Genomic DNA, 15,387 nt, shown 5'->3' with positions numbered 1-15,387 from the left:
AGATGTTAGTCGTTGACGCGGCCGAGGTATTCACCGGTGCGGGTATCAACCTTGACCTTGGTTCCCTGCTCCAAGAAGAGAGGAACCTGAATTTCATAACCGGTCTCAAGAGTAGCTGGCTTGTTACCACCAGTGGAACGGTCACCCTGCAGTCCGGGTTCAGTGTAAGTAATTTCCAGAACAACCGAGGCAGGCAACTCAATGTACAGCGGGGAGCCTTCATGCATGGCGACAGTGGCTACCTGGGATTCCAACATGAAGTTGGCAGCATTTCCTACTACCACTTCAGGAACATTGATCTGATCGTAGGTCTTGGTGTCCATGAAAACGTAGGAGTCGCCATCCTGGTACAGGTACTGATAATCGGAACGATCAACAGTTGCGGTCTCTACCTTGGCCCCAGCATTGAAAGTCTTGTCAACGACCTTGCCAGAGGTCACGTTGCGCAACTTAGTACGCACAAATGCGCCGCCTTTACCGGGCTTGACGTGCTGGAACTCGATGACGGACCACAGGTTGCCGTCAATTTTCAGAACCGTACCGTTCTTGATGTCGTTGGTAGTAGCCAACAGGCTCTCCTTAGATGTTGAGTTGTCAAATATGCAGTCGTCGTTAGTATTGTACCGCGATTCTTCAGGTCGCCTGAATGCCATCGCAACGACCTGCTGATGGCTTCTCTCCCCCAGTCCGATCAGTCCAAAAAGCGAGAGCGATGAGATTATGCCAGCTCCAGGTAGGTTGACATGAGGATCGCATCATCGGGAACTTCATAGATACGGGGTTTACCTGGGCGTTCCAAAATAACAAATCGCATCTGACGACCTCGCGTTTTCTTATCTCGTCGCATAGTCTCCAGGAGCGTGTTCCAGCGATCAGCGGGGTAACTCACCGGCAGACCAACCGACTGACATATCGTTCTAGTTCGGTTTACGGTTTCTTCGTCCAGATAACCGGCTGCTAGCGACAGTTCCGCAGCGTAAACCATGCCAACGGCCACCGCTGCACCGTGCCGCCACTGGTAACGTTCCGCTCGCTCAATAGCGTGCCCCAGGGTATGACCATAATTCAAGAATTCGCGTTGACCGTTCTCCCTCAGATCCGAAGAGACAATGCGCGCTTTAACCCTGATTGAACGTTCAATAAGTTCTCGAATGACAGTTGATTGGGAATCTCGCAATTTGTCTGGGTTGTTTTCGATCAAGTCAAGGATTTCAGGGTCGGCAATAAATCCGCACTTGATAACCTCTGCCAGCCCGGTCAGTAACTCATTTTCAGGTAAGGTTCGCAACGTCCCCAGTTCGCAGAGCACAGCAGCTGGAGGATAGAAGGTTCCGACCAAGTTCTTTCCCTCGGCGGTATTGATAGCGGTCTTTCCGCCGACTGCTGCGTCCACCATTCCCAACAGCGTCGTGGGAATGTGTACTACCTTAGTGCCCCGTAACCAAGTCGATGCCACGAATCCAGCCAGGTCCGTCACGGCTCCGCCACCTACCGAAATGATGGCATCCGAACGGGTGAAATTATTCTGGCCCAATACCTGCCAACAGAATCCAGCAACCTGGAGGTGCTTGCCTTCCTCTGCATCAGGGATCTCTGCGCTGAAAGATTCATAACCGGCTTTACGAAGGTCCTCCATCACCAGCTCACCGGTAGAGCGCAGGGCGCGAGGGTGAATCACCAGAACCCGTTGGGTTTGATTTCCCAGAATCCCAGGAATTTCTCCGAGAAGGTTGTGGCCGACCAGAACATCGTAATTTTCACTCAGTTGAGAACCCGTAACTGAGATAACGGTGTTTTCAAGCTGCTCTGACAATTCAAGCTCCTTTGCGGGTCGAGAGAATAAACTCTTGGAGTTCAGAGGTCATTTTGACCACGCCAGGATTTCCCCTCGCGTCGAGTGTGTAGGTGGCCAATTCTTCGTATCGGGACTGTCGCTCGTGCATGATTTGAACCCATTTTTCTACCGGGTTCGGCTGCAACAAGGGGCGGGTAGTGTTGTTTTCAATGCGAGGCCGCACTGTTTCCAGATCCACCAAAATGTAGATCACTGTTTCGTGACGGAGGATCTCGGCCACAGCGTCCGTCATAGGCGCGCCGCCCCCCAACGAAAAAATGCAGTTTCGGTAGCGAGGTGAATTTAGTACCTCTGCAATGAGAAGCGCCTCTTTTGCCCGAAATTCCGGTTCACCGTACAGCTCTATAAATTCCGAGATGGGACCAAATTTTTCCACGAATAGATGGTCCGCATCGAGAAATCGGTATCCATAGAAACGCGCAATGTGTGCACCAATATAAGATTTCCCGGCCGCCATCGGGCCGATCAAAACTATCGGCCGACGTCGTTCGAGAAATCCCTCTTGCACTTCGCGCACTCGTTGCGGGTCGGGAAAAGAGACCTCCTCCTGTGCAGGTTTCATAACGACAGGTATCTCTAGCTATCCCAACCGGCGATATTCGACTCCCACTTCAATGAGTCTGGGATATTGCTGAGGTATGCATCTTTATTGCGCACAGTCTCTGCAATCGAGTCGCCACCAAATTTTTCCAATGCAGCCTCCGCCAAGACTAAAGCAACCATTGCTTCAGCGACGACCCCTGCCGCGGGCACTGCGCACACATCGGAGCGCTGGTGATGAGCACGAGCCTCTTCACCAGTCGCAGTATCAACGGTTTTCAAGGCCTTGGGGACGGTGGCGATGGGTTTCATTGCGGCACGAACGCGGAGCAGATCTCCGATGCTCATACCGCCTTCGATACCACCAGCTCGGTTGCTCACCCGTTGGGCCCCCTGGGGACCGTTGACGATTTCATCGTGAGCTTCTGTGCCGGGTCGTGCCGCTGTCAAGAATCCATCGCCTACCTCGACACCTTTGATAGCTTGAATGCCCATCAAAGCGGCCGCCAAGCGTGCGTCCAAGCGCCGATCCCAGTGTACGAAGGAACCGAGTCCGGGAGGCATACCATAAGCGAGAACCTCGACGACTCCCCCGAGCGTTTCACCGTTTTTATGCGCATTGTCGATTGTCTGGACCATAACCTCAGAGGTTTTCTGATCGAAACAGCGCAAGGGATCAGCGTCGAGGTATGCCACGTCGTCGGGCGTAGGACGAGCGGCGTCTGCAGGTGCGGCTACCTCGGCAATGGCGGTGGTATGGCTGACGAGGCGAATACCCAAGGCCTCAAGGACCTGTTGGGCCACGACGCCCAGGGCGACCCGAGTAGCGGTTTCACGTGCGGAAGCGCGTTCCAGCACGGGACGGGATTCATCGAAATTGTACTTTTGCATCCCGGTGAAATCGGCATGTCCAGGACGCGGACGGGTCAAGGGGGCATTGCGTGCTCGCCCTTCCAGAATCGCTGGGTCCACGGGATCGGCGCTCATCACGTCTTTCCACTTGGGCCATTCGGTATTAGCAATCTCAATGGCGATAGGCCCACCCAGAGTCTTGCCGTGTCGCACACCACCGAGTAAGCGCACTTGATCTTGCTCGAACTTCATGCGCGCGCCGCGTCCATAACCCAAACGACGACGGGCAAGAGCTTTCGAAACCATTTCTGAGGTCAGCTCAACCCCAGCGGGCACGCCTTCAATAATTCCAACCAGCGCTTCACCGTGTGATTCGCCTGAGGTTAGCCAACGCAACATGTATCCGCCTTCGTCTCTATTGGTTCACCACCGAACGGGGCTTTACTAACAGCTTTACTCGACATCCCGGCGGAGAACAAATTTTGTCTATTCTATCGGAACCGTTCCCTGGGGTTGTAATTTTCCGGCATCGTAGACCCGTAACGATTCGTTGTGTCGAGGGGGTAAACCGATTGCTGTACACATCGCATGAACAACCTGTTCCTCTTGCGGAAGACGCTGGTCTAATTCATATCCCAGAAAAAGTCTGATTTGATCTACTGCCTGGTACATGAGCATCTCTTTTCCGGAGGTGATGGTCCCTCCTCGAGATTCCCAACGCCGAGCTAGTTCTGAGGGCCACGGATCGTAACTGACATCTAAGAGGGTCCCGGAAACATGCTCTCCCCCGTATTGAATCAATTCATCCGCCGCACCAGCGGGGAGGGTGCACATGATCGCTGAATAACTAGAAGCACGTTGAGCAAAGCTATCCAGGGCATAAAAGTTCAGGGTGAGGCCCACTCGTTGAGCTACTTGGCGTACAAGTTCTGCTCGAGCCACTGAACGCACAAACACATCGGCTTCTCCTGCGCCCATGAAGCGTGCTGCCGCTACGGCAGCCGTAGCAGTACCACCGCCGCCAATAATGGCGATTCGATGAGTACGAGCACCGGCATGGTGTAGAGCATTTACTATCCCCGAAACATCGGTGTTATGCCCCCACGCCTGCTTGTCTCCGGAATGATCTTTCCTCCACGTCACGGTATTGACGACGCCCACTGCCTCGGCAAAAGGGGTCAACCGGTCAAGATGTGGTTTCACTGCATCTTTCAGGGGCATAGTGCAGGAATATCCAATGACGCGATGGCTCTGCGCATATGCCATGCGATCGCCAAGCTCTTCTACGGTAGTATCCCAACGGCCATAGTGAATGTTCACCCCCAACTGATGGTAGGCGGCATTGTGCAAAGCCGGTGAGAGTGAATGGCCAACGGGGTGGCCAAGCACAAATGCCTGACCACCCCGGTCGAGTTCCTTGCTCATATTAGGAGCATTTTCCTTCGTTCTTGGAACACCATTGTTCGTATTCAGCGACATTTTGTTGATGTTCGGCATACGTCTCGGCGAATTTCGTTTCACCCGTGTCCAGATTGACGGTCACCCAGAAGTAATAATCGTTTTTCTGTGGGTGAGCCGCTGACTCGATGGCATCCAATGTGGGAGAACCAATAGGTCCAACCGGCAATCCAGGATGCGCGAAGGTGTTGTACTTGTTGTTCTTATCCTGTTTTTCTTCGGTGGTTAGCTGATATGTCTTTTCCCCGAGACCATAGGCTACGGTTGCATCCGACTGCAAGAAACCGCCGGTCTCACCTTCGGGGTTATTCATACGATTCTCGATCGCACCGGCGATGGGATCATAGTCCTTGGGGATACCCTCAAATTCGAGAATCGAGGCCACAGTAACCACGTGGAAAATCTCATCGTCGCCTTGAACTCCGGCCTCATTCAGATCAGCTTTAGTGCGATCTACCATCGTCTGAATGATCTCTTCGGAAGAGGCATTCTTATCGAAGTGATACTCGCCCGGGTGCAACCAGCCCTCTAGAGACGGGAACTTAGCGGGAATACCGAACTTCGTGACGTCTGAGTTGAGTGCCTGCAACTCACCTACGTTTTTTCCGGTGGCCTTGGCGATAGCGTCAAATGTTTCATCCATACGCCAGTTCTGGTTAATGGCCAAATAGTTCTGGTTTTCTTTATCCTTCTGCAACAGGATATGAATCGCAGATTCGCTACTCATTTGCTCCTGCAATGAGTATTGACCGGGCTGAATGAACTGCTCTCCAGCCTGTTCTTGGAAATTCTCCACAAAACGGTTTGCATCAGCAATCACGCCTTTGGATTCCAGGTCATTGGCGATTTTATAGGCGGTGTCACCTTGATCCACGGTGTAGGTGACAGCGGTGCCGTTCCCATCGCCGCGAAAATCTTTACGTTTAAACCAACCCATCTGAGGACTCAAAATTGCGACAATCATGACGAGTGCGACGCTGAATACCAAGGTTGCAGTGAGCATCGTATTGCGACGGCGAGCCTTGACCTTGCGACGCTGCTCCTCGGTGTACTCGTCATGCTCGACGTTCAGCCCAAGGAATCCCTCACGGCCACCATCTTCCCCATGGTTGAGAAGGGTATTGAGGTTGTCGGGGGATTCTTGGTCGCCTCGCGCGTTTCTCGAGTTTGAACGATTACTCACTCGGTGGTCTCCGTATCATGGTCATTTTGAGCTTCAGCGTCAAAAATCTGTTCGCCAGGTGCGATGGTCAATTCTACAAGTTCGCCGGGCTCGCGGTGCCCTGCCTTCAACGTATCCAGTGCTGTCTCTAAAATATTCACGGCGGCCACCTGATCTACCACCGATTTGAAGTCACGTGAAGAAACTCCTGCTTCGTGCAAGGATCTGTGCGCACTTACGGTAGTCAACCGCTCGTCGATTAAGCGTACCGGAATACTATGCCCACGCTCCCCAAGTTGCTGGGCGATGGCACGAGCATATTCGTGAGCCATTTGAGTGGACGTGGAATGGCCACCTCGCATTGTTTTTGGAAGCCCCACAAAGACTTCTACGATGTCATTGACCTCGATCAGTTTCATCAGAACCCGTTGATCCGAGTTCTTTTTCACATCTCGTCTCAGGGTCTTCAGCGGGGTGGCCATGATCCCATCGGGATCGCACACGGCCACGCCGACGCGGGCATTGCCCACGTCGACGCCCATGCGCTTTCCACGTGTGAACGCCACCGGTTACTGAGCCTCTGTAACGGCAGATCGAATAGCGGCGAACGCGTCGTCGATCTTGGCGGGGTCCTGGCCACCACCCTGAGCGACGTCGTCCTTTCCACCACCGCCACCGCCGAGAACGGAGGTAGCCACGCGCACCAGCGCACCGGCCTTGACACCCGCGGAACGGGCAGCCTCGTTGGTAGCAATGATGATGACGGGGCGTCCGTTATTGATACCGGTAACGGCGACAACGGCCGCATCCGAACCCAGTCGCTGACGAAGGTCGAGGGCAAGGTCACGGACTTCGTTGGCAGTCATTTCACCTGCGTTATGGAGCAATACCCGCACAGTACCGACGGTCTCGGCCTTTTCAACGAGCTTGCCCGCTTCAGCCTGTAGCTTTTCCTTACGGAGCTTTTCAAGTTCCTTCTCGGCGGCTTTCAGCTTATTCAGAGTCTCGTTGAGCTTCTCGGGCAGGTCGGAGGACTTCTGAACCTTCATCATGGAGGTCAGCTGATTCACTAACGTGCGCTCGGCAGCGAGGTGGTTGAACGAATCAAGGCCCACCAAAGCCTCGACACGGCGGTTACCCGATCCCACCGACTGTTCGGTCAGCAGGGTCAGTGAACCGATCTCTGCGGAAGAATCGACGTGCGTTCCACCGCAGAGTTCGCGGGAGAAATCTCCACCGATTTCAACGACCCGCACGGTATCTCCATACTTTTCGCCGAACAGACTCATTGCACCAAGCTTCTTAGCCTCCGCCAGGGGCATCTCGCGGGTGACCGTCTGAAGGTTATCGCGAATTGCGGTGTTGGCAAGCTCTTCCACTTCACGCTGCACACTTTCGGAGAGTCCCTCGTTCCATGCGAAGTCGAAACGCAGGTAGCCCTCCTTATTGAAGGAGCCTCGCTGAGTGGCTTCGTTGCCCAGGATCTGGTGGAGTGCCGCGTGCACGATGTGAGTACCCGAGTGCGCCTTTTCACCATCGCGACGTCGCTGTTCATTGACCTGAGCGACAACGGGGGTACCAGCCACAGCCTCACCCTGGCGGACTACCGCACGATGAACACTCAATCCCTTGACCGGCTGCTGAACATCGGAGACATCCAGCGCGAATCCATTACCGGAAATGGTGCCGGTATCTGCGGCCTGTCCGCCGGCTTCAGCGTAGAAAGGAGTTTCGTCGAGCACAACTTCTACTTGTTGGCCCGCAGAAGCGGCCGGCACAGTTGCACCGTCTACGATAATCGCCCGCAAAGTAGTTTCAGTCTTGAGCTCGGTGTACCCGGTGAAAACAGAACCGCGCTGGTCTGCCAGCTCCCGGAACGTAGAAAGGTCGGCGTGGGCACCCTTCTTGGCCTGAGCGTCGGCCTGAGCACGGTGACGCTGCTCCTCCATGAGTTCGCGGAATGCCTTTTCGTCCACCTTAACGCCGGCTTCCTCTGCCATCTCCAGGGTCAGGTCGATGGGGAAACCGTAGGTATCATGCAGAGTAAAAGCGTCTTGACCGGAAACGGTCGACTGACCGGTAGCTTTTGCCTGCTTTACCGCATTCTCCAAACGCTCGGTCCCCGACTCGATAGTCCGCAGGAAAGCCTTTTCTTCGGCGTAGGCAATGCGGGAAATCCGATCGAATTCGTCGCCGACAACGGGGAATGCACCCTTCATTGCGTCGCGAGAAGCGGGGAAGAGCACCGGTAGGCAGGGCTCGGTGACTCCCAACAGACGCATGGCACGGATCGCACGACGCATCAGGCGGCGAAGAATGTATCCGCGGCCTTCATTCGAGGGGATCACACCATCGGCAATCAACATCAGCGAAGAACGAATGTGGTCTGCAACCACGCGCATTCGAACGTCGTCTTCATAGCCTTCATCGGAGGCGGACTCTGAACCGTGATACTTCTTGCCTGATAGCTCGGCCGCGGCGTCCAGTACGGGCCGGACCTGGTCAGTTTCGTAGAAGTTCTCGACGCCCTGCAACAACATGGCGAGACGCTCAACACCCAAACCGGTATCAATGCTCTTCTTGGGCAACTCACCCAGAATCTCGAAGTCGTCCTTGCCAATGCCTTCACCGCGCTGGTACTGCATGAACACGAGATTCCAGATCTCAATGTATCGATCGTCATCTACCGCGGGGCCACCATCTTTACCATAGGCCGGTCCACGATCGTAGAAGATTTCCGAGTCGGGGCCTGCGGGTCCGGGCTGACCTGTCGACCAGTAGTTTTCCTTCATGCTCATGCGCTGAACGCGTTCTTCAGGAACACCTACAACCCGAGTCCACAAATCATAGGCCTCGTCGTCGCCTTCATAAACGGTGATCCACAGACGTTCAGGATCCAGGCCGAAACCACCATCATCGACGGAGGTGGTCAGCAACTCCCAAGCCCACGGAATGACCTCTTTTTTGAAGTAGTCACCGAAGGAAAAGTTACCTGCCATCTGAAAGAAGGTGCCGTGTCGGGCGGTCTTACCTACTTCTTCGATATCGAGGGTACGGATGCACTTCTGAACGGAGGTCGCGCGAGAATAGGGCGGAACCTCTCGACCCAAGAAGTACGGAATGAAGGGAACCATACCTGCGATGGTGAACATGGCACCCGGTTCATTTGATACTAGTGAAGCACTGGGGACCACGGTGTGGCCACGTGCCTCAAAGAAGTCGATCCAACGTTTGGAGATTTCTTGAGAAAGCATTCGGGGAAGTTCCTTATCGTAGCGGTAAATTCTAATTCTGAGATATTAAGTTTAAATTTTAGGTGAGACGCCGGATGAGAAAAAATCATCACCCAGGGCACGATCCCGTTCAATACGTTGGCGCAGTGTCTCAGCCCCTTCGGGTTCGGCATTCACCTGAGTGCTCGAAGATTCAACAATCTTGTGAGTTTGGAGGTTATGGTTCCTCTGAGCTGATGACGCAGGGGCGGCGCCGTTCAAGTATCGGCTCTGCAACTCCGCTTCTTTCTCTTGCATCCCTTGTTTGACGCGGGTGACAAAATCGGAAGTTTTGTTTACCAGTGACCCCAATGGTTTGGCGCCTCCCGTTGAAAATATTCTGGGCATCTCGCTAGCGGCCCTCATCCGATACAGAGCCCTCGTGGGAACGGGCGGCGGTCGAGGAATCATTATTTTGCTGGCGAAGTGCGCTCCTTAGACCGTGAGAGAAAGAGGCAACCTTGATGATCGGCTGGCCAACGGTAGAGGAGACCAATGATGAGAGTGCCGAGACGTTGGCGGAGGCATCTGAGACGTTCGACGTAATGTCATCCACCTTAGCGAGCTGTGTGTTCGCGGTGTTCACAGTTTTAGTCATCTCATCGAGCAGGGGCAACGCGCCATCGTTGAGTGAACGGATCGTCATAGTGAGTTGGTCGAAGACTCTACCCAGTTTGAGAATGGGTAGAGCCAATAAGGCCACCAAAATCGCGAAAACAGCAGCTGAGACAAGGCCAGCGATATCTGCTCCACTCATACGTTCTCCCCTGTCAGTTGGCTGTACGGTTTGAGCGTGACCAAAGATCACGATGTGATAACAATTCTACTGTACGGATGATCTGCGTATAAACGATGTTGTGTCGCCTGGATCAGCAAGATTTCGGGTTTCCTGGCAGGTGTCTATCAGCCGATATGCGGCCTAAGATTTCTGCTCACATTCTGCGCCAACGACAAAGGCCCACACAGTTGCCTGTGTGGGCCTTTGTTAGACGAGCTTTATGCCAGTCGCGAGTAGTATTCAACCACGAGCTGCTCTTCGCAGGTCACGGGTACTTCTTCGCGCTTGGGAGCGCGCTCGAGAACAGCCTGGAGCTTTTCGATGGAAACCTTGAGGTATGCAGGGGTATCGGGGAGCACTGCCTGGTGCTCACCGGTTGCTGCGATCTGGAAGGGTGCCATCTTCTCCGAGCGCGGGTGCACGTGAATCATCTGTCCGGGCTTCACCTTGAAGGACGGGCGGTCAACACGAACGCCGTCCACCATGATGTGACGGTGCACAACAGCCTGGCGAGCCTGAGCAATGGTGCGGGCGAAGCCTGCACGCAGAACAAGAGCGTCGAGACGGGTCTCGAGGATCTCGATCATGTTCTTACCGGTCTGGCCCTCGACGCGCTTTGCTTCGAGGTAGATGCGGCGCATCTGTGCTTCGCGGACGTTGTACTGAGCGCGCAGACGCTGCTTCTCACGCAGCTGAACTGCGTAGTTGGAGTCCTGCTTCTTACGGGCGCGACCGTGCTGGCCGGGGCCGTAAGGACGACGCTCGAAGTACTTTTCTGCCTTCGGGGTCAGTGCAATGCCCAGGGCACGGGACTGACGCACGGTACGGCGGGTGCGGTTATGGTTAGCCACAATTTACCTTTCATAGCGGTTGGGATAGTTCGTCAGAACACTCCCATTTGTTCTGTTTGGCGTGGCCTCCCTGTGCTGCACACGGTTCGTGCAGTGGAGAGCTCGGAGCAGCCGCACTCCTCGCTACAACCTCTTGGTGATCAGATTAAACTGCGTTTTAAGAGGCTTGCCAGCCAAAGCAATAGCTTACACGACGGGTAGACAACTGTATAGATCGCTAAAATCTCACGGCACCGTGTTTAGAAGCACAACGCGGATTCATTCCCCTCTCAAGAACCGTTTGATGGTTTCCAATCTGTGTTTCATACCCGACTCGTGACCGAAAACTGTCGGTTCATAGTATTCCCGCCCCTGTAAAACATCCGGGAGGTACTGCTGATTCGAAATACCGAATCGTTCATCGTGGGGATATTTATAACCGGCACCGTGGCCCAATTGTTGCGCCCCACCATAATGAGAGTCCCGAAGATGAGGTGGAACGTTGCCGGACGATCCTTGTTTGACGTCGTCCATCGCAGCATCTATCGCCTTAATGACTGCATTGGATTTCGGAGCGGTCGCCAGGTGGATGGTCGCCTGGGCGAGGTTGATGCGCGCCTCGGGCATACCGATGAGCTGTACCGCTTGAGCTGCGTTCACCGCTGCCGTCAATGCGCTGGGATCCGCCATACCGACGTCCTCGCTGGCATGCACCACCAGCCGACGAGCAATGAAACGGGGGTCCTCGCCGGCAACGATCATACGTGCCAGGTAGTGCAGGGCTGCGTCAACATCTGAGCCACGAATAGATTTGATGAAGGCGGATACCACGTCATAGTGCTGGTCTCCCCCACGGTCATAACGTACCGACGCCTGGTTGAGTGCCTCGACCGCATGGTCCTCATCGATCAGAATGGGTTGGTCTGGTTCATCTGATCGTCCGTACGCGACGGCCGCGGCTGCCTCAAGAGAAGTCAGCGATTTACGCGCATCCCCATTGGCAAGACGAACAATATAGTCCAGGGCAGGTTCGGAGATGTCGAATTGTCCCCGCAGCCCACGAGGGCTCGTCAGCGCTCGGCGCACAAGCTGTTCAATGTCATCATTCTGCAGTGATTGCAGGGTGAGCATGACAGACCGAGAAAGTAGAGGCGAAATGACTGAAAATGACGGATTCTCCGTGGTCGCAGCGACGAGAATGATCCAACGATTCTCGACTCCAGGAAGGAGGGCATCCTGCTGTGCTTTGGTGAAACGGTGAATTTCATCTAGAAACAAGACAGTGGAAATGCCCCGAAAATCGCGGTCTTCCAAGGCCTGTTCCATGACGGCCCGAACGTCCTTGACTCCGGCCGTGACCGCCGAAAGCTCTACGAATTTGCGATTACCGGATCGGGCGATGACGTGGGCCAGGGTAGTTTTACCGGTACCTGGCGGCCCCCACAAAATGATGGAGGACGGACCAACGATAGTTTCGTCTGTTCCGGCGAGAACGCGTAGCGGGGAGCCCGGACGAAGCAGATGTTTTTGGCCCACCACCTCATCAAGCGTACGCGGGCGCATACGCACAGCCAATGGATCACGGGCGCGTTTTATCTCTTCATCCGGTTCATCGGACGAATCGGCGGCATCGAAGAGTGTGGTCACGCAAACTCCTACAACAGCTCTTGCGAATCGAGAATAAGCGTCACCGGACCATCATTGACCAGGCTGACTTGCATATCGGCACCGAATTGACCTGTTTCAACGTGAGCTCCTAATTCACGGAGTTTCTCTACGTATTGGTTGTATACGGGCTCGGAAACATGACCGGGGGCAGCCTTGGACCAGGAAGGACGACGCCCTTTCTTCATGTCCGCATAGAGAGTAAATTGACTCACAGCCAATACCGGGGCATCAATGTCGCTCGCCGATTTTTCTCCCTCGAAGATTCTCTGATTAAGTGTTTTTTCGGCGAGTTTGGCTACCTCAACTTCGGAATCATCATGCGTAATTCCGACGAGGGCTAACAATCCTGGGCCCTCGATGACACCGACCGTTTCCCCGTCTACTTCAACACGGGCTTTGCTAACTCTCTGCAGGATAACTCGCATAGTGAACTCCTTATGATGAAAGTTGTGGTGCGATTTCACTTAGCCAACGACGTGCTTGCCGCGGGTGTGAAAAGCTCAGAAAAGTTTTCTCGGGGTACCGCTCCTGAAGTTTCTGCCAACGCTGTGCATACTTCGTATAGCTTTTCCACGACCACCTCACAATGTGCTCTGGATTATAGAAAATGGTGGATAATGGCGGTTCCATGTTTCCGTTACACACAGGGGTATGAAATATACGTCTCTGTACTGTCCGACGGATGACCCGACACATCACGAGCCAGCGCGGGTAGTTCAAGTAGATGAAGAGATCTGAATATTCAGCAATGATGGTACGCGCATCGGCGTACTGCCATTCCGTAATCCAATTACCCCTTTGCGATAGTTGCTGGACTTCATGGACGAAGGCCGGGTTGGGCGTCCATCCCGGTTGCCAATACAAACTATCCATCTCCATGTAGGGGGCGCGGACGATCGTCGAGAGTTGTTTGCAGAACGTAGATTTGCCAGCACCACTGGCGCCTATCACCGCGACCCGCATTTTCGTACCTTCCGTTACCGCACCCACAACTTACCGGTGAAACTCTACTCGGCTCAACGACTTCGTTATACCCCAGTCAACAAAGATCCGGAGGCATTCCCCGTCTGCTCAGAAGCACCCGCCTCAACGATTGCATCCTGAGCGACGGGGTATTGCCCCCGGATCTTTGACCACCTCAATGGCAGTTTCTCCGCCTGAGGAAGTTAACGCCGCAGTTTAGGCGTCTTTCTTCTCTTCCTTCTTCGGCTTGAAGTCGACGCCGGCCTCCTTACGCTGCTGCGCGGTGATGGGCGCAGGAGCGGCGGTCAGCGGGTCGAAACCATTGCCGGTCTTCGGGAAAGCGATGACGTCGCGGATCGAATCGGTGTTGCCCAAGAGCTGCAAGACGCGATCCCATCCGAACGCGATACCACCCATGGGAGGCGCACCGTAGGAGAAGGCGTCCAGCAGGAAGCCAAACTTCTCCTGGGCTTCTTCTTCACCGATGCCCATGACCTTGAAAACACGTTCCTGGACGTCCTTGCGGTGAATACGAATCGAGCCGCCGCCGATCTCATTTCCGTTGCACACGATGTCGTAAGCGTATGCCAGCGCCTCACCGGGGTTCTCGTCAAAGTTGTCGAGGAACTCGGGCTTGGGCGAGGTGAAGGCGTGGTGCACAGCGGTCCAAGCCGAATTACCCAATGCCACGTCTCCGGAGGCTGTTGCGTCTGCGGCGGGTTCGAACATCGGGGCGTCGACAACCCACACGAACGACCAATCGCCGTCCTTGATCAGACCGGTGCGGTGACCGATCTCGACGCGAGCAGCACCGAGCAGCGCGCGTGATTCCTTAGCAGTTCCAGCCGCGAAGAAGATGCAGTCACCGGGCTTCGCACCCGTGGCCCCGGCCAGCCCTGCGCGCTCCTCGTCGGTGATGTTCTTGGCGACAGGTCCCGTCAGCTCGCCGTCTTCCTGAATCAGGACGTAAGCAAGGCCCTTAGCACCACGCTGCTTGGCCCATTCCTGCCAAGCATCCAGGGTGCGGCGCGGCTGAGACGCGCCACCGGGCATGACCACGGCACCAACGTAAGGTGCCTTGAAGACGCGGAAGGTAGTGTCTTTGAAATAATCCGTCAGCTCGGTCAACTCGAGGCCGAAGCGGAGATCGGGCTTATCCGAACCGTACTTCTCCATCGCATCCTTGTAAGTGATGCGGTCGATGGGGCGCGGAATCTCAACGTCAATGAGAGACCACACCGCCTGAACGATACGCTCGCCCAGATCGATGATGTCTTCCTGATCGACGAAGGACGCTTCGATGTCCAGCTGGGTAAACTCAGGCTGGCGATCGGCGCGGAAGTCCTCATCTCGGTAGCAACGAGCGATCTGGTAATACTTTTCGATACCGCCTACCTGCAAAAGCTGCTTGAACAGCTGCGGAGACTGCGGCAGAGCGTACCACGAGCCCGGAGCCAAGCGTGCGGGCACGAGGAAGTCACGAGCACCCTCGGGGGTTGAACGGGTAAGGGTGGGGGTCTCCACCTCGGTGTAACCGTCTTCGGCCAACACGTTGCGAGCCACGCGGTTAGCCTCGGAACGGAGCCGCATCAGACGCGCGGGCTCAGGACGACGCAGATCCAGGTAACGGTAACGCAGACGTGCCTCTTCACCGACCTCAACGTGCTCGTCGATTTGGAACGGCAAGGGGGAGGCAGTGTTTAAAACCTCGGTGGAGGTAACTTCAACCTCGATCTCCCCGGTTGTGAGGTTCGGGTTTTCGTTGCCCTCCGGTCGACGGGTGACCTGCCCGGTCACCTTGAGAACGTACTCATTGCGAAGAGCTTCGAAGTCTTTTTCGTCGTGGAACACGCACTGGGTAACACCCTCGCGGTCGCGCAGGTCAACGAATGCCACTCCGCCGTGGTCGCGGCGGCGGGCAACCCAGCCGGTGAGGGTGACGGTTTCGCCAATATTGGCGGCGGTGAGTTCACCAAGGGTATGGGTGCGTAGCACTGATTTCCTTTCAG

At 55.0% G+C, this 15,387-nt stretch carries 13 protein-coding genes; all 13 read right to left on the bottom strand.

Features of this window, described 5'->3' with window-relative positions; all coding sequences use genetic code 11:
* Nucleotides 1–5 precede the first annotated feature (5 nt).
* Nucleotides 6–569: an elongation factor P gene (gene efp, locus VVR12_RS02460; RefSeq protein ID WP_368549520.1), complete on the bottom strand. Its 564-nt coding sequence runs from the start codon at nt 567–569 to the stop codon at nt 6–8.
* Nucleotides 570–718: 149 nt separating this feature from the next.
* On the bottom strand, nt 719–1,813 hold the full coding sequence (aroB, locus tag VVR12_RS02455) for a 3-dehydroquinate synthase (RefSeq protein WP_368549519.1): 1,095 nt from the start codon (nt 1,811–1,813) through the stop codon (nt 719–721).
* A 1-nt stretch (nt 1,814) separates the two neighbouring features.
* On the bottom strand, nt 1,815–2,417 hold the full coding sequence (locus VVR12_RS02450; protein ID WP_368549518.1) for a shikimate kinase: 603 nt from the start codon (nt 2,415–2,417) through the stop codon (nt 1,815–1,817).
* A 14-nt stretch (nt 2,418–2,431) separates the two neighbouring features.
* Complete coding sequence (gene aroC / locus VVR12_RS02445) at nt 2,432–3,646, bottom strand: chorismate synthase (RefSeq protein WP_368549517.1); 1,215 nt, start codon at nt 3,644–3,646, stop codon at nt 2,432–2,434.
* 87 nt (nt 3,647–3,733) lie between these two features.
* On the bottom strand, nt 3,734–4,744 hold the full coding sequence (locus VVR12_RS02440; protein ID WP_368549516.1) for a shikimate dehydrogenase: 1,011 nt from the start codon (nt 4,742–4,744) through the stop codon (nt 3,734–3,736).
* A complete protein-coding gene (mltG, locus tag VVR12_RS02435; RefSeq protein WP_368549515.1) occupies nt 4,674–5,888 on the bottom strand; it encodes an endolytic transglycosylase MltG in 1,215 nt (404 codons plus the stop codon). Before mltG ends, VVR12_RS02440 begins: the two co-directional genes overlap by 71 nt.
* A complete protein-coding gene (gene ruvX / locus VVR12_RS02430) occupies nt 5,885–6,409 on the bottom strand; it encodes a Holliday junction resolvase RuvX (protein WP_368549514.1) in 525 nt (174 codons plus the stop codon). Before ruvX ends, mltG begins: the two co-directional genes overlap by 4 nt.
* A 27-nt stretch (nt 6,410–6,436) precedes the next feature.
* The gene (gene alaS / locus VVR12_RS02425; RefSeq protein WP_368549513.1) at nt 6,437–9,121 is read right to left on the bottom strand and encodes an alanine--tRNA ligase; all 2,685 of its coding nucleotides are present in this window, start codon (nt 9,119–9,121) and stop codon (nt 6,437–6,439) included.
* Nucleotides 9,122–9,491: 370 nt separating this feature from the next.
* Entirely contained in the window at nt 9,492–9,896 is a 405-nt protein-coding gene (locus tag VVR12_RS02420) for a DUF948 domain-containing protein (protein ID WP_368549512.1), read from the bottom strand.
* A gap of 239 nt (nt 9,897–10,135) precedes the next feature.
* Nucleotides 10,136–10,768 (bottom strand): 30S ribosomal protein S4, encoded by a 633-nt coding sequence (rpsD, locus tag VVR12_RS02415; RefSeq protein WP_368549511.1) that lies wholly within the window; start codon nt 10,766–10,768, stop codon nt 10,136–10,138.
* 258 nt (nt 10,769–11,026) lie between these two features.
* Nucleotides 11,027–12,394 carry a replication-associated recombination protein A gene (locus VVR12_RS02410; protein ID WP_409349870.1) on the bottom strand — a complete coding sequence of 456 codons (1,368 nt, stop codon included), beginning with the start codon at nt 12,392–12,394 and terminating at the stop codon, nt 11,027–11,029.
* A gap of 8 nt (nt 12,395–12,402) precedes the next feature.
* Nucleotides 12,403–12,840, bottom strand: a complete 438-nt coding sequence (dtd, locus tag VVR12_RS02405; protein ID WP_368549510.1) for a D-aminoacyl-tRNA deacylase — start codon at nt 12,838–12,840, stop codon at nt 12,403–12,405.
* Between the two features lie 754 nt (nt 12,841–13,594).
* Nucleotides 13,595–15,373 (bottom strand): aspartate--tRNA ligase, encoded by a 1,779-nt coding sequence (gene aspS / locus VVR12_RS02400; protein ID WP_368549509.1) that lies wholly within the window; start codon nt 15,371–15,373, stop codon nt 13,595–13,597.
* Nucleotides 15,374–15,387: the final 14 nt, after the last annotated feature.

The sequence above is a fragment of the Rothia sp. LK2588 genome (genome assembly GCF_040946465.1).
In the GTDB taxonomy this organism is placed as follows: domain Bacteria; phylum Actinomycetota; class Actinomycetes; order Actinomycetales; family Micrococcaceae; genus Rothia.
This window is presented reverse-complemented; position numbering and strand designations above follow the sequence as displayed.

What these genes read in the sequence shown, in the direction of transcription:
- alaS (WP_368549513.1), bottom strand. Translation starts at nt 9,121, where the DNA reads ATGCTTTCTCAAGAAATCTCCAAACGTTGGATCGACTTCTTTGAGGCA.
- aroC (WP_368549517.1), bottom strand. Translation starts at nt 3,646, where the DNA reads ATGTTGCGTTGGCTAACCTCAGGCGAATCACACGGTGAAGCGCTGGTT.
- VVR12_RS02440 (WP_368549516.1), bottom strand. Translation starts at nt 4,744, where the DNA reads ATGCCGAACATCAACAAAATGTCGCTGAATACGAACAATGGTGTTCCA.
- dtd (WP_368549510.1), bottom strand. Translation starts at nt 12,840, where the DNA reads ATGCGAGTTATCCTGCAGAGAGTTAGCAAAGCCCGTGTTGAAGTAGAC.
- ruvX (WP_368549514.1), bottom strand. Translation starts at nt 6,409, where the DNA reads ATGGGCGTCGACGTGGGCAATGCCCGCGTCGGCGTGGCCGTGTGCGAT.
- VVR12_RS02450 (WP_368549518.1), bottom strand. Translation starts at nt 2,417, where the DNA reads ATGAAACCTGCACAGGAGGAGGTCTCTTTTCCCGACCCGCAACGAGTG.
- VVR12_RS02420 (WP_368549512.1), bottom strand. Translation starts at nt 9,896, where the DNA reads ATGAGTGGAGCAGATATCGCTGGCCTTGTCTCAGCTGCTGTTTTCGCG.